The sequence below is a fragment of the Lutimaribacter pacificus genome, from assembly GCF_900142185.1.
GTDB classification, from domain to species: Bacteria; Pseudomonadota; Alphaproteobacteria; order Rhodobacterales; family Rhodobacteraceae; genus Lutimaribacter; species Lutimaribacter pacificus.
The window spans coordinates 58424-75134 of sequence record NZ_FQZZ01000008.1 but is presented as its reverse complement, the minus strand read 5'-3'; the positions used below and the strand labels follow the sequence as shown (position 1 = coordinate 75134).

Genomic DNA, 16711 nt, shown 5'->3' with positions numbered 1-16711 from the left:
AGATGCCCGGCCTTCCCCCGCCGCGCCCGATCCCGCTGAAGGACAGGGCGCAGCTGGTCTTTGTCGAACGGGCCCAGCTTGACGTGCGTGACGGGGCGTTCTGCGCGGTCAATGCCGATGGCACGGTCACGCAGATCCCGGTTGGCGGCCTGGCCGGTCTGATGCTGGAGCCCGGTGCGCGGATCAGCCATGCGGCCGTGGCACTGGCCGCGCGGACCGGCACGCTGATCACATGGGTGGGCGAGGGCGGTGTGCGCCTTTATTCCGCCGGTCAGCCCGGCGGCGCGCGGTCCGACAAGCTCCTGTGGCAGGCAAAGCTGGCACTGGATGACGCCGCGCGGCTGCGCATCGTGCGGCGCATGTTCCAGATACGTTTCGGCGAGGCCGCGCCGGAGCGCCGTTCCATCGACCAGTTGCGCGGGATCGAAGGCGTGCGCGTCCGCGAAAGTTATGCCTTGCTGGCACGAAAATACGGGGTGAACTGGAGCCGCCGGAAATACGATCCGAAAGACTGGGAGGCGGGCGATGTCCCGAACCGCTGTCTCTCGGCAGCCACGGCCTGCCTGCACGGGCTGACCGAAGCGGCCGTGCTGGCCGCCGGCTATGCGCCGGCCATCGGGTTCCTGCATTCGGGCAAGCCGCTCAGTTTCGTGTACGACATCGCCGATCTGTGGAAGCTGGAAACCGTCGTGCCGGAGGCGTTTCGCATTGCCGGGCAGGCAGCGCAGGGCAAGCTTGACATGGCACCGGACCGCGCGGTGCGCCTGGCGTGCCGGGATGCATTCCGGCGCTCGGGCCTGCTGTCGAAGATCATTCCGCAGATCGAAGACGTGCTTGCCGCAGGAGAATTGCCGAAACCGAAACCTGCGCCCGATGCCGTGGGGCCCGCCTTCGAGGACGAGAAAGGGGGCGGCGATGATGGTCATCGTGGTTAGCCGTGCCCCGCCAAGATTGCGCGGACGCCTGGCCGCATGGCTGCTGGAAATCCGTGCCGGCGTCTACGTGGGCGACTATTCCACCCGCACCCGCGAACGCATCTGGGACCAGGTGCTTGGCGGGTTGGAGGAAGGCGACGCCGTGATGGTCTGGCACACGTCAAACGATCAGGGTTTCGATTTCGCCACGGCAGGCCTGAACCGCCGGATGCCCGAGGATTTCGATGGTTTGAAGCTGGTGAAATTCCTGCCCCGATCAGGGTAAAGTGGCCTCTGAATCCGGGGTAAAAAATCGGTGCGCTGTTTGACAATCGAATAGTTTACGGTTTTCAAGTACTTCTGCGAAGTCCGTTCCCCGCCTGCGCGGGGATCAACCGCCGGATGGGTCAGCAAGGCGCGGCAGCAGCTCCCGTTCCCCGCCTGCGCGGGGATCAACCGGTTGATGGTCTCCGCCGTTGCGTCGAGGCAGCCCGTTCCCCGCCTGCGCGGGGATCAACCGGACGATGGCCTTTGCATCGTGCGTGGCTTCGTCCGTTCCCCGCCTGCGCGGGGATCAACCGCCTGCTGGACGATACGCCGAGGGAACGCATGGCCGTTCCCCGCCTGCGCGGGGATCAACCGCGCGCGGAACCCACCCCTGAACAGACAGGCGACCGTTCCCCGCCTGCGCGGGGATCAACCGATGTTTGATCAGATGGTGCATGACTATCGCGCCCGTTCCCCGCCTGCGCGGGGATCAACCGGGCCGGAACAAAGGGCAAGAGCGCATCACAGGCCGTTCCCCGCCTGCGCGGGGATCAACCGCACTGGTCGAGCGGGCGCGCGAGGCCGCCGCACCGTTCCCCGCCTGCGCGGGGATCAACCGCTGTCCGTCTGAACTGATGGCCTTTCTTGCTGCCGTTCCCCGCCTGCGCGGGGATCAACCGCGCGGCCGGCACTGGCGCGACGAGCCGACAACCCGTTCCCCGCCTGCGCGGGGATCAACCGACGCCACCGGCAGATCGCGGGCCACATGATGGCCGTTCCCCGCCTGCGCGGGGATCAACCGGACTGGTTGAGGCGATTGTCGAGGGCGAGAGTCCGTTCCCCGCCTGCGCGGGGATCAACCGATCAACACGGTGATCCCTGTCGCTCACAAGGACCGTTCCCCGCCTGCGCGGGGATCAACCGCTCGGCGTTGAGGGTCAGGAGTTTTTGCGCGCCCGTTCCCCGCCTGCGCGGGGATCAACCGCAGGAGGTTCAGGTTTGACCCAGCCAATCTTCCCGTTCCCCGCCTGCGCGGGGATCAACCGAACTCGCGCCGGCCCCATTCGGCCGGGCCGATCCGTTCCCCGCCTGCGCGGGGATCAACCGGGCTCCGATGGCGGGGAAACCTCAGCGAACAACCGTTCCCCGCCTGCGTGGGGATCAACCGTCCTTGAGCGTGTAATGCCCGGTATATTGGAACCGTTCCCCGCCTGCGCGGGGATCAACCGACCGGCGTTCAGGTCAACAAGCTGGACGTCTACCGTTCCCCGCCTGCGCGGGGATCACCATGACGGCACCGGCCCGGATGTCGCCAAGGTTCTGAAGGCTGCCGCCGGCGTATTTGAGAAGCTGCGCGTGCGGGTTATTGAGGTGAAATTGCCGTCTGCGAAAAGCCTCTCGCGTCGTGGATCATGATGTGTTCGGGCGAAGCTGCAGCAGGTCATGAGGCGATCTATCCCGCGCGGGCTGACGAATACGGCCCGGAGCTGAAGCAGATCGTTGACCGGGGGCAGGATGGCGCCGCAGCGTCTGAGCATGCCGAAACGCCCCTCTCGGAGAAAACCGGCGCGTCACATTTTCTCAGGAAAGATCGGAGGGCATTGCACGGGACTCAAGCAGTTTGGGGCCAGAGGCGATTTTCTGGGCGAGCTCGAAGAAGGTTTCTCGTTCTTCCCGAGTGAGAGGTGCAAACAATTCCTCTTGGCGCAGACCGGAAACAGACCGGATTTCGGCAAGCAGCGTTGTGCCTGCATCGGTCGCGAAAAGCTGTTTCTCCCGACCGTCCGTCGCAGAGGTCTTGTGCTGCACCAGACCACGGGCTTCGAGTAGCGAGACGGCCCGGCTGATCGTGTTTTGCGGGCGGGGAAACAGGTGCTTGATCTCTTTTGCACGTATGCCGGGGAACATCACGATCGCAAACAATGCCGACCAGGCATGAACAGGCATCTGGTAGGTGCGTTCTATGAACCTGTTGGTCACCGCATTGTTCCCCAGAACAATGTAACTGACGACCATGAGGTATCGCAGATCCGAGGCGAAGATCTTATCCAGCTTGTTTTTTGTGCTCATCGTTCTCTCAGAGAAGTGAATTTTTGCAAGTTCGTCCAGCCCATTAAGAAACTTCTTGTCATATACATCCATATGGATCAATCTTTCTTCATCTCGACTTGGAGGCATTGAATGATTGTTTTGGGCGTTGACGTCGGTGGTACGTTCACCGATCTGATCCTGGCGGATCTCACGAAGCAGGAACTGACCATCCACAAAACACCCTCGACTCCGGCCAATCCGGCGATCGGGGTGGTGGCTGGCCTGCAAGCGATTTGTGAAAAAGCCGGGGTAACGACCTCGCAAATCGGCGGCCTGTTTCACGGCACGACCGTGGGCACGAATGCCATGTTGGAGCATGGCGGGTCGGTCACGGGCATGATCACCAATGAGGGGTTCCGCGACGTCCTGCATATCGGCAGGCACCAGCGGCCGCAGCATTACTCCATCATGCAGGATCTGCCCTGGCAGAACCGGCCGATGATCCGGCGGCAACACCGCCATACCGTTGGCGGTCGGCTGGATGCGCGCGGAGAGGAGTTGACCCCGTTGGACGAGGCCGCCGTTCGTGATGCGGCGCGCACGCTTGCCGGGCAAGGCGTCGAAGCCGTTCTGGTCGGCTTCCTTTTTTCCTATGTGAATCCGGTTCATGAAAAGCGCGCAGCTGAAATTGTCCAGGAAGAGATGCCTGATGCCTTTGTCACGACCTCTTCAGGGGTGGCGCCACAGTTTCGCGAATTCGAGCGTTTTACCACCGGGGCAATGTCCGCTTTCATCGGTCCCAAGGTGCGCCGCTACATCACGGAGCTTCAGAAAGAACTTCACGACCAGGGGTTGAAGGGCGAACTTCATGTGATGACGTCCAGCGGGGGCGTCGCTACACCCGAAATGATCGCCGAGAAGCCGGCTTCGACCTTGTTGTCCGGCCTGGTGGCGGGGGTGCGTGGCGGTGCCTGGATCGGCAATCATGCCGGGACGGATCGTTTGATAACCCTCGATATTGGCGGTACCAGCGCTGATATCGGTATCGTGGTGGATGGCCGCTTGGCTGAGGCCGATACCCGCAGCGCTTCGATCGCGGGATTCCCGGTGATGCTGCCGATGATCGATATTCATACCATTGGCGCCGGTGGCGGCTCGATTGCCTATATCGACCGCGGCGGAGCGTTCCGCGTGGGGCCTGAAAGCGCGGGCGCAGATCCCGGGCCAGCCGCTTATGGAAAGGGCGGGGACCTGCCCACGGTTACGGATGCCAATCTGGTTCTGGGGCGTCTGGCGCCGCAAAATTTCCTGGGGGGTGACATGACCCTGGACGTTGATGCGTCGCGTCGTGTTATCGGGAAGCTGGCCGATCAGTTGGGGCGCTCTCCCGAAGAAACCGCCGAAGGCACGCTGACCGTACTCAATTCGAATATGGCGAATGCGATCCGATCGCGCACGGTGCAAAAAGGGATCGACCCGCGCGAGTTTACCCTGTCGGGGTTTGGTGGGGCCGGGCCGCTCCATGCCGCAGAGGTCGCGGGTATGCTTGGCGTTCAGCGGGTTCTGATTCCACCGCACCCGGGTATCACTTCGGCGATGGGCCTTTTGACGGCGGACCTGGAATACCACGCGCTGCGCACCGCCTTTGCCGTTAAGGGGGCGATCGACCACACGCGTCTGACCGGCCTGTTTGACGACATGCAGTCCGAATTGTCCGGAATTTTCGATCGTGACGGGGTGCCTGCCGAAAAACGCCGGATGCTCCGCGAAGGCGATTTACGATATGTCGGGCAGGGCTATGAGCTCAAGATCGACTTCCCCGACGGTCCATTGGACGCCGCCGCGTTGGAGCAGGTCTGGCAGGCCTTCCACGACCGGCACCGGACTGAATACGGCCATGCGTTCGAAGGCGCCCCGATCGAAATCGTGACGGTCAAGATGCGTGGTCTCGGCGAGGTTGAAAAACTGGGCACACCGCCGGAGGCGACAGGAAGCGCCGAGGCCAGTCCGGTCGGGCATGGTCAATGCGTATTTCGTGTCGAGGACAAGCTGCAGGTTTTCGAAACACCCTACTTTGACCGTACCGACCTTCCGGTCGGGCAGTCGATGCAGGGGCCTGCGATCCTGTTGCAGACCGACAGCACGACGGTGGTTCCCCCGGATTGGAGTTTCGAGGTGGATCGTTTTGCGAATGTCGTGATGACCCACGACGGACAGTAAGGAGAATGCAGATGCAAACCCGCGTTGATCCGTTTCTCGCGGCCGTGATCCACGGCGCGCTTGAGAATATCGCCGTCGAAATGGGCCATAAGCTGATGCGTATGAGCTATTCCAGCATCATTCGGGAAAGCGAGGATTTCGGCGCCGCCCTGACCGACGCCACCGGGCGACAACTGTGCGAATGCACGATGTCCACGCCGCTGCAATCGGGGCCGATTCCGGGCTATATCGAGGGTATCATGCGCGAGCTTGAGGCTCGTGGCGACGTGGTCCAGCCCGGCGACGTCTTCATGCACAACGATGCTTATGCCGGTGCTTCGCACGGGCCCGATGTCGGGTTTGCCGTCCCGATCTTTCACCAGGGAAAGCTGGCCGGTTTCTCGGTCACTACGGCCCACCACCTGGATATCGGGGCATTGACGCCGGGCAGTTGCGGTATCGTCGACGCGGTCGATGCCTATGCGGAAGGGCTGCAATTCAAGGCTGTTCGAGTCTATGACGCGGGCAAGAAAGTGGAGCCGGTCTGGCAAATCCTTCGGTCCAATATTCGTATCGCCGATCTTGTGGTCGGCGATATGGAGGCCCAGGTTGCCGCAGCCCGGATTGGTGCGGATCGTTATTCCGATCTGCTTGACAAATATGGGCTCGAAACCGTGACGGGCGCATATGAAGACTTGCTCGACTATTCCGAAAAGCTGATGCGCGATGCCATCGCGGCGATCCCGGACGGCAAATACAACGCGCGCACCTATATCGACGGCTATCTCGACAGCGACGATCCCGCGCTCAAGGAACTTCCGATCGAGGTGACCCTGACGATCGACGGAAGCGACATTCTGGTCGACCTTACCGGAACGGCTCCGCAGACGCCGAACAAGCCGATCAACATGCCCTTGGTCGGAACCGTCGATTGTGCGGTCTGGCTGACGTTGCGGTCGATCCTGTTGGATAGCGATGAATACGGCGCGATTCCTCAGAACAGCGGGCTGACCCGGCCGATTTCCATCCATGCCCCCGAGGGCTGTCTTGCAAACCCGATTTTCCCTGCTCCCGTCATTGCCCGTTTCTGTCCGGGAAATGCGGTGGCCGACACGGTCATGAAGGCGATTGCGCCGGCTGTACCAAGGCAAGTCAGTGCCGGGATCGGGAACCTGCGCGTCATGGCGTTCTCGGGTCAGAACGCATCGGGGCCCTGGGTCCATATGGAGATCATGGAAGGCGCATATGGCGGCCGCTCTGGCAAGGACGGGATGGATGCGGTCGATACTCTCTATGCCAACACCCGCAACAACCCCGTGGAGGACATCGAAAGCCACCTGCCTTTGCGCGTGCTGAACTACGAACTGCGCGAGAACGTCGCCGGCGTGGGGCAATGGCGGGGTGGCATCGGCTCGATCCGGTCCTTCGAGTTGCTTGAGGATGGCGCGGTTTCGGTCGAAGGCGATGGTCAGAGGTTCGCACCATGGGGATTTGCCGGCGGCAAGGACGGGGCACCGGCCCATGTGGAATTGCTGCATGCGGACGGCCAGAAAGAAGAACTGCCGTCAAAAATCCCCTATCGGCGACTGGCCAAGGGCGACCGTCTCGTGGCCTACGGCCCCTGTGGTGGGGGGTATGGCGATCCATTTTCCCGCACCCCCGAGGACGTTCTCAGAGATGTGCTCGACGGGTTGCTGGAAGTCGATGCTGCCCGCGAGAATTACGGCGTAGCTATCGTGGATGGCGTTCGGCTGGACGCTGCCGCAACCGAGGAACTGCGCGCCGGGCGATGATCCCGGCGTGTTGCGTCAAGGATAATGACGAAACCAACCAGGGAGACAAGGAAATGATCAGAATGCTCAAAGGAACGGGGCTGTTTTCGGCCCTGATGATGGCGGTTGCTGTGCCGGCATCGGCACAGGACGATCCGGCGGCCGCCGCCAGATCCAATATTGAATCCTACTCGGGCATTCCCGAGTTCACGGCGCCAGGCGAGCCGTTTGACGCCCGGTCCTGCATGGAGGGCAAGTCGATCCTGACGGTTCCGGCCTCGAGCGCGATTCCCTTTATCAAGACGATTGCTGACCAAAAGGATGCGCTGGCCAGGGAACTGGGCTTCAAACATGCCCAGTGGGAAAACCAGGGCAACCCGACCCAATGGATTCAGGGGATGGATTATGCCGCGAACAACGGCTTTGATCTCGTGTCGCTTCTGGCTGGCGCTGACCCGCGCTTTTTCGAGCCGCAGGTAAAGACAGCGCAGGCAGCAGGGGTCAAAGTGGTCACATCGCACCTGACCGGGCTGGAAATTCCGGCCCCGGCCGGGGTCGATGCGAATACCGCAATCGACTACAAGCAGGCGGGTACATTGATGGCCGACTGGACGATTGCCCAGACCGACGCCAAGGTGAACGCGCTGATCATCGTCTCGAACGAGGCGCTTTCGACGGATAGCCTGGTGGATGGCTTGACCGAAGGCTTCGCCAAATGCCCCGATTGCGCCTATGAAATCGTGAACGTGCCAATCGTCGACTGGGCGACCCGCATCCAACCGACGGTTCAGGGTAAGCTGCAGGCGAACCCCGACATCAACTATGTCATTCCGATCTATGACAGCATGTCGACTTTCGTGACCCCGGCAATTGCCATTTCCGGCAAGCGCGACACGGTCAAGGTGGCCACTTTCAACGGCACCCCCTTTGTGCTCGACCTGATCCGCGAAGGCACGGTCGAGATGGATATCGGTGAGAACCTGGACTGGATTGCCCATGCGATGCTGGATGCCGAGATGCGGCTGCTTTGCGGGCTGGACGCGGTGACCGACAGCAAGGTGCCGCTGCGGGTCTTTACCGCCGACAACATTGCCGATGTGGGTGATCCTGCCGAGGCATCCAAAGGTTATGGCGATGCCTATGTCGAAGGCTACCGCAAGCTCTGGAAGGTGGCGGAGTGAGCCAAGCGGCAATTCCGCGTCTGGCCCTGCGGGGCCTGACCAAGACCTTTGGCGGGGTCCGCGCGCTGGATTGCGCGGATCTCACCGTCGTTCCCGGCGAGGTGCATGGCCTTCTGGGAACGAATGGATCGGGAAAATCAACATTGATAAAGGTTCTGTCCGGTTTCCACGCACCCGATGCCGGGACGCTGGAAATCGACGGCCAGCCGATCCCTTTGCCAATGCCCCTTGGCCGAAGCGAGGCGCATGGCCTTGCGTTCGTCCATCAGAATCTCGGCCTGTTGCCCGAAGCGACGGTATTGGAGAATCTGATTGCCGGCGATCACGAGCGCCTCAATCCCTGGCGGATCAACTGGCGGGCCGAGGCCGAGCGCGCACGCAAGTTGTTCGCCGAGCATCACCTGGAACTTCTGCCGCAGCAGCGTGTCGGGGAACTTTCGCCGGTGAAGCGCGCGCAGCTTGCAATCGTGCGCGCCGCTGACCGGGTGCAGGAACATCGCCACCACGGCGCACCGGGTGTCCTGGTTCTGGACGAACCGACACCGTTTCTGCCGCAAGAGGACGTGCGCGAACTTTTTGCCATGATACGGCGGCTGACATCGCGTGGCGTTTCCATCATTTTCGTCAGCCACGATATCGACGAGGTTCTTGAGGTCACCGATCGCTCTACGGTTTTGCGTGATGGCAAGGTAATCGGCACTTTCGAGACCGCCGCGACCGGCCGGGCCGATTTGGTGCAGGCTATCGTCGGGCGCACAGTTGCCGTAGATCGGCGCGTTGACGTATTGCCCGCGGCTGAGCCAATGGTGCAGGTGGATGGATTGTCGGGGGCGATCCTGAAGGATGTCGCGCTGTCGGTACAACCCGGCGAAATCCTTGGTCTGACGGGGCTGATTGGCGCGGGTCACGACGAGGTTCCGATGCTGATCGCGGGTGCGCATTCGGCCAACGCGGGGAAACTGGTCCTGAATGGGCAGACATACGATATCGCCGGGATGCGTCCAGGCAATGCTATCGCCGCGCGCATTGCGTTCATTCCCGCAGACCGGCAGCGGGCAGGGATTGCGCCGGACCTGAGCCTGACGGAGAACGTCACGTTGCCGTTGCTGGGTAGGGGTTTGGCGCTCAACCACCGGAAACTTCGCGGTATCACCATGGATTTGATACGCAGGTTCACTGTCAAGGCGGCGTCACCGGACCAGCCAGCGTCGGAATTGTCGGGGGGGAACCAGCAGAAGTTGGTGCTGGGTAAATGGCTGCAGTTGCAACCTCAGCTGGTGTTGCTGGACGAACCGACGCAAGGCATCGACGTGGGCGCGCGCCAGGAGATTTACGATCACCTGATGTCAGTCTGCGCCGCCGGAGGCGCAGTAATCTGCGCGACGTCGGAATTCGAACAACTGGAAATCATCGCGCATCGGGTCCTCGTTTTCGACAGGGGCCGGATCAAAGCGGAACTGAAGGGGCCTGACGTGACCAAATCAGGAATTGCCAAAGCTTGCTATGAAACGGTGGAATGACATGCAGAAGAGTGATCTTGCCTACCAACTGGAACGGTTTGGTCTTGTCATCGTCTGGGTGGCCTTCATCGCGCTTTTTGGCGCCCTGCGACCGGACACTTTTCTGACATGGTCGAATTTTTCAACCATCTTCGGGTCCGAAGCGGTGCTCGTCATCGTCACGCTGGGCCTGATGATTCCGTTGACGGCGGGTGATTTCGACCTGTCGATCGCCCAGACGCTGACGCTGGTGTCGATGGCGACGGCAATTCTGGATGCGCGGATGGATTTGCCGCTGGCGCTTGTGCTGCCGTTGGGTTTGGCGATCGGGGCGTTCATCGGATTGATCAACGGTGCGATCACGCTTTATTTCCGTGTGCATTCATTGATCGTTACCCTTGGCGTGGGCACATTCCTGCATGGCATTACCCTGTGGATCGGGAACTCGCAGACGATTTCCGGCGTGTCGCCGGTACTGATGGAATGGGTGATCATTCAGCGGGTGATGGGCATTCCGGTTGCATTCTACTATGCCATCGCGCTGGCATTCCTGATCTGGTACATGCTCAGCTACACCGCTTTTGGTCAACACCTTCTGTTCACCGGACGCGGACGAGAGGTTGGCCGACTGACGGGTGTGGCCGTCGGAAAGGTCAGGCTGACCGCTTTCGTGCTGTCAGGCGTTCTGGGGGCTTTTGCCGGGATCTTGTATACCGGGACCACAGGTTCGGCGAACCCGAGCTCTGGCACCTTCCTCTTGTTGCCGGCTTTTGCCGCTGCCTTTCTGGGGGCAACCTGCATTCGGCCCGGACGGTTCAATCCGTGGGGATCGGTCATCGCGGTCTATTTTCTTGTGACCGGGATCAATGGGCTGTCGGTTCTGGGTTTCCGCACCTTTGTTCAGGATCTTTTCTATGGCGGCGCGCTGGTTCTGGCGGTGATGGTGTCGCAACTGGTCTCCGGTCGCAAGGAGCGTGGATTGTGAACGACGCACTGAAAGCTGCCCGCAGCAATACACCACGTATCGACACTGATCGCCTTTGGGCCCGCCATATGGAGCTTGCCCGCATAGGTATTGTCGAAGATACCGGAAATTGCCGCCTTGCCCTGTCACCCGAGGATGTCGCTGCGCGCGATCTCTTTGCAGGTTGGTGCCGAAATGCCGGGCTGACTGTGCATTCGGATCGCGCGGGTAACATGTTTGCTTTGCGGCAAGGGCGGGATTCGAACCGGCCCCCTGTCGCAGCCGGCAGCCACCTCGACACCCAGCCTCACGGTGGCCGGTTCGATGGTATTTCCGGCGTTCTGGCCGCATTGGAGGTGGTCGAGGCGCTGAACGATGCCGGGATAGAAACCGAGGCGCCGCTGGCGGTCATCAACTGGACCAATGAAGAGGGTGTCCGCTTCGCCCCCGGTTTGCTGGGCTCAGCCTGGTATGCCGGTCGAATTGGCGACGAGGAACTCGATAACATCATGTCGTCGGATGGAACGCGCTTTGCTGACGATGTGCAGGACAGCGGCTGGCGCGGCGATATGCGACCAGCGGACCTGCCGCTCGATTCCTTCTTTGAATTGCATATCGAGCAGGGCCCCATTCTGTACGATTCCGGTGCACAAGTCGGCGTCGTGACCTCGGTTCAGGGGCTGCGTTGGCTCGATGTGGCCATTACCGGGCGCGATGGCCATGCGGGGACGACGCCGTTGGACTCACGCCAGGATGCGTTGTTGGCGGCCGGCGCGATCCTTGTGGCTCTGCGCAAGGTCGGAATCGCCGCAGGGGCTGATGCACGTGTCAGCGTCGGCCGCCTGACGTCGATGACGGATGGCCCCAGTACCATCGCAGGCCATACCGATTTGGTCATAGATATCCGTCATCCAGATAAAGCCGTACTTGCCCGATTGGAGGAAGATTGCACCCAGGCATGCCATGCTGCGGCGCGGGAGTACGGTTGCAAGGCGGACGTGTCTCGGCGGTTCGCAATCCCGCCGCGGAACTTCGACGGCAATTGTGTTTCTTTGCTTGAAACGGCTGCGCGCAAGCTTGATCTTGACTATGTCAATCTGCCGAGCGGCGCTTTGCATGATGCTTCGAACATCGCCGAGCTTGCGCCTACAGCCATGGTATTTGTGCAGTGCCGCGAGGGGATAAGTCACAATGTTCAGGAATATGCGGCACCACAAGACCTTGCTGCGGGAGCAAGTGTCCTTTTGCACGCGATGCTGGAGCGGGCCGGGATCGCGTCGGTCGAGTGAACCGGTTTTGTCAGGTTAATTTGGCGTCAGCCGGGTAGGAGGTACTGTCGACGGGGCGGTGTCATGGGGAACCGTCTCAATGCAGGGCCCGATCAGAATGTTGCAATCAGGCGGCGCCGTTGTGCCACGAATGATCCCTCCACCCCCCGCCTGACGAAACGCCTAGCCTTTCACCCCCGACATGGTGATCCCGCGCACAAAGGCGCGGCGGGCGAAGAAGAACACGATCAGCATCGGGATGGTCACCACCGTTGCCGCAGCGAAGGTGCGTCCATAGTTGATGTCGAATTCCGAGCGGTATTGCATCATCGACAGGGAGGCGGTCATCTTGTCCTGGCTTTGAACGACGATCAGCGGCCAGTAGAGATCGTTCCAGTGCGCCACGAAGGAAAAGACCGAAAACGCCGCCACTGCGGGCACGGCGGCGGGCACGATCAGGCGCAGCACGATCTCGATCTCGGAAAAGCCGTCGACGCGGGCCGCTTCGATGATCGACTCCGGGTAGGATTTGAAGAACTGCCGGAACAGGAAGATCGCAAAGACCGACACGAGAAACGGGAACATCATCGAGAAATAGGTATCGAGAAGCCCGGCCCTCACCAGCCCGAGGTAAAGCGGGATCGAGGTGACGTTGATCGGGATGGTGATGCAGGCGATCACGGTGCCCAGAAGGATGGTCGCGCCCCGGAATTTCAGCTTTGCCAGCGCATAGGCCGCCGGGATCGCCGTGACGAGCTGCACCGCCAGCACACCGGCGCACACGATCAGGCTGTTCAGCAGGAACGTCGGATAGGGCTGTTCGATCAGCACGTCCAGATAGTTCTGAACCCCGGCGAAGGTCTTTGGCCAGATGGTGAAATCGGCGTCATAGACTTCGTCGGTCGGCTTCAGGCTGGACGAGATCATCCAGACATAGGGAAAGATCACCACCCATGCGCCGCCAAGCAGTACGAGGAAGGTCAGCACCTTGCCGGGGGTCAGACCCTTCAATGCCTGTGCGGCGCGGGTCATCAGCGGGGCCATCGGTGCGGAAGCGGTCTGGATAAGGCTCATGTCGCGTCCTTCAGTAACGGCCCGCGCGGTCGGCGAGCAGCGTTTGCACCAGGGCGAAAAGAAAGATGATCCCCAGAAAGAACACCGACAGCGCGGCCGAATAGCCCATGTTGAAATACTCGAATCCCTCGAGGAAGGTCAGGTAAAGAAACACTTCGGAGGCATGTGCAGGCTTGCCCTGCGTCAGCATGGCGACCACGTCGAACAGCTTGAACGCGGTGATCGACGAGGTGACGGCGACGAAGACCGAGGTCGGCGCCAGCATCGGCCAGGTGACGCGAAAGAACCTGTCCACCGGGTGATCGGCCCCGTCGACCGCCGCGGCATAGTACAGGTTTTGCGGTATGGCGGTGAGACCGGCAAGAAACAGCACCATGTTGAAGCCGATGACAGACCACAAAGAGATGCCCGCCAGCGCATAGAGCACGGTATCGGGGCTGCCGAGAAAGTTGATCGCGGGCAGACCCAGCGCCTGAAGGCTGTTGTTGATGATGCCCTGGCGGCTGTCCATCAGCGCCGACCAGACCAGTGCCATGGCGGTCAGGGTCGAGGTCACCGGCATGAAATAGATCACCTCGAAGAACGAGCGGAAACGTCGGCGCGACTGGATGGCAATCGCAAGGAACAGCGGAGTGAAGAACGCCCCCGGCAGGAACACCAGCGCGTAGATCAGCGTGTTGTGCAGCGCATTCGCGAATTGCGGATCGCCGAACATGCGCCGGTAATTGTCGAGCCCGACAAATTCCCAGTAGTCGCTGACCAGCGTGTAATCCGTGAGGCTTGCCGCAAAGACCAGGATCATCGGCACGACATAGATCACGAGGATCAGCAGCACCGCGGGCGCGACGAGCCAGTAGGCAAGCCGTCGCTGCCTGCGCATGAGGAGAGAGGCCGGCGCGCTCATCGGGCAAGTGCCTTTTGCGCCACGCCGGCGGTCACGCCATTGATCCGCTGCCCGTCGGCACCGAAGAAAAGCAGCGACGACAGGCTTGCCCGGACGTCGAACTGCGCAGGCACGGCGACCGGCCCCGCATGGTGCAGGGATTTCTGCGCGCGGATGCGCAGCGCGATGTCCGGCATCCGGGCGATCCGGCCATGGATGACGATTTCGGCCCCCAGATCCTCGATTGCTTCCCGTGTCACGCCGATCGAAAACTGCGGGCCCTCCAGCGGCGAGGATGCAACGCCCGCCGCGCCCTTCACGACAAGCGCCTCGGGGCGGATTGCGACCATCAGGTCACTGTCGCCCATCGGCCCCCCTGACAGTGACAGCCTTACGCCTGCAAAGGACAATGTGCCGTCTTTCCGGCGGGCCGGGAACAGGTTGATTTCGGGGCTGCCGATGAAGCGCGCGACGTCGATGGTTGCCGGATCGAAATAGAGCGAACCGGGCATCGCCACCTGAAGCAGCCGCCCGTGGCGCAGCAGCGCGACCCGGTCGGACATCGTCATCGCCTCGGTCTGGTCGTGGGTGACGTAGACGAAGGTCAGGTCGGACTTGCGGTGCAGTTCGACGATTTCCTTGCGCACCTCGACCCGAAGCTTGGCATCGAGGTTCGACAGGGGTTCGTCCATCAGGAACAGGCTGGGATTGCGCACAAGCGCCCGCCCGAGCGCCACGCGCTGACGCTGGCCGCCCGACAATTGCGCCGGGCGGCGCGACAGCAGGTGATCTATGCGAAGCTGTCCGGCGACCTTTTCGACCTGCAACGCGATGTCGGCACGGCTGCCGCGCAGATGGGGGGTAAACAGCCTTCCCCCGGGCAGGCGCGCATAGATCGGAAGGCGTGCCATGACCAGCGGCATCGCCATGTTCTGTGCCACGCTCATATGCGGGTAGAGGGCGTAGTCCTGGAACACCATGGCCACGTTACGGCCGCTCGGGGGGTCGTCCCCGACCGGCCTGCCATCGAGGAGAATCTGGCCGGAATCGGCATTTTCCAACCCCGAGATGATCCGCAGAAGCGTTGATTTCCCGCATCCCGATGCACCGACCAGCGACATGAATTCACCGTCTTCCACATCGAGGTCGATCCCCCTGAGCACGTCGGTGCCGCCAAAGGATTTGCGGATGTCTTTCAGTTCCAGCCTGGCCATGTTGTCTCTTTCATCGCAACGCGGGCGAGGGCCGACCGGCCCCCGCCCCGTTTGTCGTTTGTGCCGGGATCAGCGTTTCATCAGGTCTTCGGCAACCGCCTTGGCCTGTTCCGCACCGTCTTCCGGGGTGATCTCGCCCAGCATCACCGAACGGATGATGGTGCGCTGCTCGCGCCAGATCTTTTCCGACTGGGTGCCGGGATAGCCGTACCATGCGCCGGCGCGTTCGTACTGGCTCGACGGGGTCGCGAAGTAAGGCTGTTCGGCGTAGTAGGCGCCAAGGTATTCCTCGGCCAGCGCCCCCCGGTTGGTCGGCAGATAGCCCGTGTTCCTGGCGGTCAGCTCCTGGCCCTTCGGCCCGGTGAGGAACTTGATGTATTCCCATGCGGCCTGCTGCTTTGCCGGGTCTTCGGCGGTGATGATCGCGGCATTGCCGCCGGTCGGAAGCGAGCCGTTGGCATCGTCCCAGACGGTGAACCTGACCGAGTGCAGATCGAACGCGCCGCCGACCCGTTCCTGGATCAGCTTGGCCGAGGCCGGCGAGTTGGCATAGATTCCCATCTTGCCTTCGGCGAAGGCGGTGGTCTGGGTCTGAAGGTCGATCTCGGGGTTGTAACCGGCCTCTTCGACCAGGCGGCGGGCAAGGGTCATCGCGTTCAGGCTGCGGCCGTTCTCGTCGAAGGTCACGGTGTCGCCCGCGGCGTTGAGCATCTCACCGCCCTGTTGGGCGATCAGCACCTGGAAGGGCCAGTCGTCGCCCCATTGGTCGATCCCGAAAGAGATGCCTTCGATATCGTCGCCCAGGGCGTCGATCCGGGCGGCCAGGGCGATGACGCCATCCCAGTCGGTCGGGAAATCCTCGACCGAGGCACCGACCTGCCTGAGCAGGTCCGCGTTCACGTACCACTGGATGACCGAAGCGTTGAAGGGCATCCCGTACTGGACGCCGTCGACACGCCCCAGGTCCAGCATCTGATCGGAGTAGTTGGCCGCGACCCAGCCGTTTTCCTCGGCCGCGATCATCGTGCCCAGATCGACGACCTGTTCCCGGTTGGCCAGGGCACGGGCCAGCGAGGGCAACTGGTTGTAGGCTTCGAAGGCGCAATCGGGCAACGTGCCGGTTGCCGATGCGCGCAGGAGCTTCAGATGCGTGTCGGAGTAATCCTGCGCCGGGGCGGCATAGGTCACCACGATCTCGTCCTGCATTTCGTTGAACATCTTTACCAGCGGTTCGTGCTGGCGGGTGAGGTGCCCGGCATTCGTCAGGCAGGTGATCTGCGTCTGGGCCTGTGCGGCGCCCGTAACGGAGAAAACCGCCAGCGTGGCGGCAGAGAGAATCTTCATGTCGTAACCCTTGTTGTCAGCCGTCCGCAAAGGGGAGGGGCGCGCCGGTGAGCGGCGCAACGGACAGCGCAAGGTTACGGCCGGTCGCATAACGCGCAGGC

The 16711-nt window shown here is 61.9% G+C and carries 13 protein-coding genes and 1 CRISPR repeat array; of the genes, 8 read left to right on the top strand and 5 right to left on the bottom strand.

From position 1 onward, the window contains the following. The first annotated feature begins 2 nt into the window (after positions 1–2). The gene (gene cas1e / locus F3H87_RS17560; protein ID WP_223228113.1) at positions 3–935 is read left to right on the top strand and encodes a type I-E CRISPR-associated endonuclease Cas1e; all 933 of its coding nucleotides are present in this window, start codon (positions 3–5) and stop codon (positions 933–935) included. Then, complete coding sequence (gene cas2e / locus F3H87_RS17555) at positions 916–1200, top strand: type I-E CRISPR-associated endoribonuclease Cas2e (protein ID WP_149789091.1); 285 nt, start codon at positions 916–918, stop codon at positions 1198–1200. Before cas1e ends, cas2e begins: the two co-directional genes overlap by 20 nt. Positions 1201–1283: 83 nt before the next feature. Beyond that, positions 1284–2471: a CRISPR direct-repeat array (repeat unit 29 nt; unit sequence CCGTTCCCCGCCTGCGCGGGGATCAACCG). A 291-nt stretch (positions 2472–2762) separates the two neighbouring features. Here the strand turns inward: cas2e and F3H87_RS17550 are convergent. Then, positions 2763–3323, bottom strand: a complete 561-nt coding sequence (locus F3H87_RS17550; protein ID WP_223228112.1) for a MarR family winged helix-turn-helix transcriptional regulator — start codon at positions 3321–3323, stop codon at positions 2763–2765. Between the two features lie 39 nt (positions 3324–3362). On the opposite strand from F3H87_RS17550, the gene F3H87_RS17545 reads away from it, so the two are divergent. The 6 genes from F3H87_RS17545 to F3H87_RS17520 all read left to right on the top strand — a co-directional run bounded on the left by F3H87_RS17545 (position 3363) and on the right by F3H87_RS17520 (position 12116). Further along, a complete protein-coding gene (locus F3H87_RS17545) occupies positions 3363–5432 on the top strand; it encodes a hydantoinase/oxoprolinase family protein (RefSeq protein WP_149789092.1) in 2070 nt (689 codons plus the stop codon). An 11-nt stretch (positions 5433–5443) separates the two neighbouring features. Continuing rightward, positions 5444–7204, top strand: coding sequence for a hydantoinase B/oxoprolinase family protein (locus F3H87_RS17540; RefSeq protein WP_149789093.1), 1761 nt, complete (start codon positions 5444–5446; stop codon positions 7202–7204). Positions 7205–7266: 62 nt separating this feature from the next. Continuing rightward, a complete protein-coding gene (locus F3H87_RS17535) occupies positions 7267–8364 on the top strand; it encodes a sugar ABC transporter substrate-binding protein (RefSeq protein WP_188129237.1) in 1098 nt (365 codons plus the stop codon). Then, positions 8361–9884, top strand: coding sequence for a sugar ABC transporter ATP-binding protein (locus tag F3H87_RS17530; RefSeq protein ID WP_149789095.1), 1524 nt, complete (start codon positions 8361–8363; stop codon positions 9882–9884). Before F3H87_RS17535 ends, F3H87_RS17530 begins: the two co-directional genes overlap by 4 nt. 1 nt (position 9885) lies before the next feature. Next, a complete protein-coding gene (locus F3H87_RS17525; protein ID WP_149789096.1) occupies positions 9886–10848 on the top strand; it encodes an ABC transporter permease in 963 nt (320 codons plus the stop codon). Beyond that, positions 10845–12116: a Zn-dependent hydrolase gene (locus F3H87_RS17520; protein WP_188129238.1), complete on the top strand. Its 1272-nt coding sequence runs from the start codon at positions 10845–10847 to the stop codon at positions 12114–12116. The genes F3H87_RS17525 and F3H87_RS17520 overlap by 4 nt, the downstream gene beginning before the upstream one ends. A 162-nt stretch (positions 12117–12278) precedes the next feature. On the opposite strand, the gene F3H87_RS17515 is transcribed toward F3H87_RS17520, so the two are convergent. From F3H87_RS17515 to F3H87_RS17500, 4 genes are all read right to left on the bottom strand, one after another. Next, entirely contained in the window at positions 12279–13169 is an 891-nt protein-coding gene (locus F3H87_RS17515; RefSeq protein WP_223228111.1) for a carbohydrate ABC transporter permease, read from the bottom strand. Positions 13170–13179: 10 nt separating this feature from the next. Next, the gene (locus F3H87_RS17510; protein ID WP_223228110.1) at positions 13180–14073 is read right to left on the bottom strand and encodes a carbohydrate ABC transporter permease; all 894 of its coding nucleotides are present in this window, start codon (positions 14071–14073) and stop codon (positions 13180–13182) included. Then, complete coding sequence (locus F3H87_RS17505; protein ID WP_149789098.1) at positions 14070–15266, bottom strand: ABC transporter ATP-binding protein; 1197 nt, start codon at positions 15264–15266, stop codon at positions 14070–14072. The genes F3H87_RS17510 and F3H87_RS17505 overlap by 4 nt, the downstream gene beginning before the upstream one ends. A 69-nt stretch (positions 15267–15335) precedes the next feature. Next, positions 15336–16610, bottom strand: coding sequence for an ABC transporter substrate-binding protein (locus F3H87_RS17500; protein WP_188129239.1), 1275 nt, complete (start codon positions 16608–16610; stop codon positions 15336–15338). Between the last annotated feature and the right edge of the window lie 101 nt (positions 16611–16711).

Coding starts and splice junctions, on each gene's coding strand:
- F3H87_RS17550 (WP_223228112.1), bottom strand. CDS start 3,323: ATGGATGTATATGACAAGAAGTTTCTTAATGGGCTGGACGAACTTGCA.
- F3H87_RS17525 (WP_149789096.1), top strand. CDS start 9,886: ATGCAGAAGAGTGATCTTGCCTACCAACTGGAACGGTTTGGTCTTGTC.
- F3H87_RS17535 (WP_188129237.1), top strand. CDS start 7,267: ATGCTCAAAGGAACGGGGCTGTTTTCGGCCCTGATGATGGCGGTTGCT.
- F3H87_RS17515 (WP_223228111.1), bottom strand. CDS start 13,169: ATGAGCCTTATCCAGACCGCTTCCGCACCGATGGCCCCGCTGATGACC.
- F3H87_RS17545 (WP_149789092.1), top strand. CDS start 3,363: ATGATTGTTTTGGGCGTTGACGTCGGTGGTACGTTCACCGATCTGATC.
- F3H87_RS17510 (WP_223228110.1), bottom strand. CDS start 14,073: ATGAGCGCGCCGGCCTCTCTCCTCATGCGCAGGCAGCGACGGCTTGCC.
- F3H87_RS17540 (WP_149789093.1), top strand. CDS start 5,444: ATGCAAACCCGCGTTGATCCGTTTCTCGCGGCCGTGATCCACGGCGCG.
- cas2e (WP_149789091.1), top strand. CDS start 916: ATGATGGTCATCGTGGTTAGCCGTGCCCCGCCAAGATTGCGCGGACGC.
- F3H87_RS17505 (WP_149789098.1), bottom strand. CDS start 15,266: ATGGCCAGGCTGGAACTGAAAGACATCCGCAAATCCTTTGGCGGCACC.
- cas1e (WP_223228113.1), top strand. CDS start 3: ATGCCCGGCCTTCCCCCGCCGCGCCCGATCCCGCTGAAGGACAGGGCG.
- F3H87_RS17500 (WP_188129239.1), bottom strand. CDS start 16,610: ATGAAGATTCTCTCTGCCGCCACGCTGGCGGTTTTCTCCGTTACGGGC.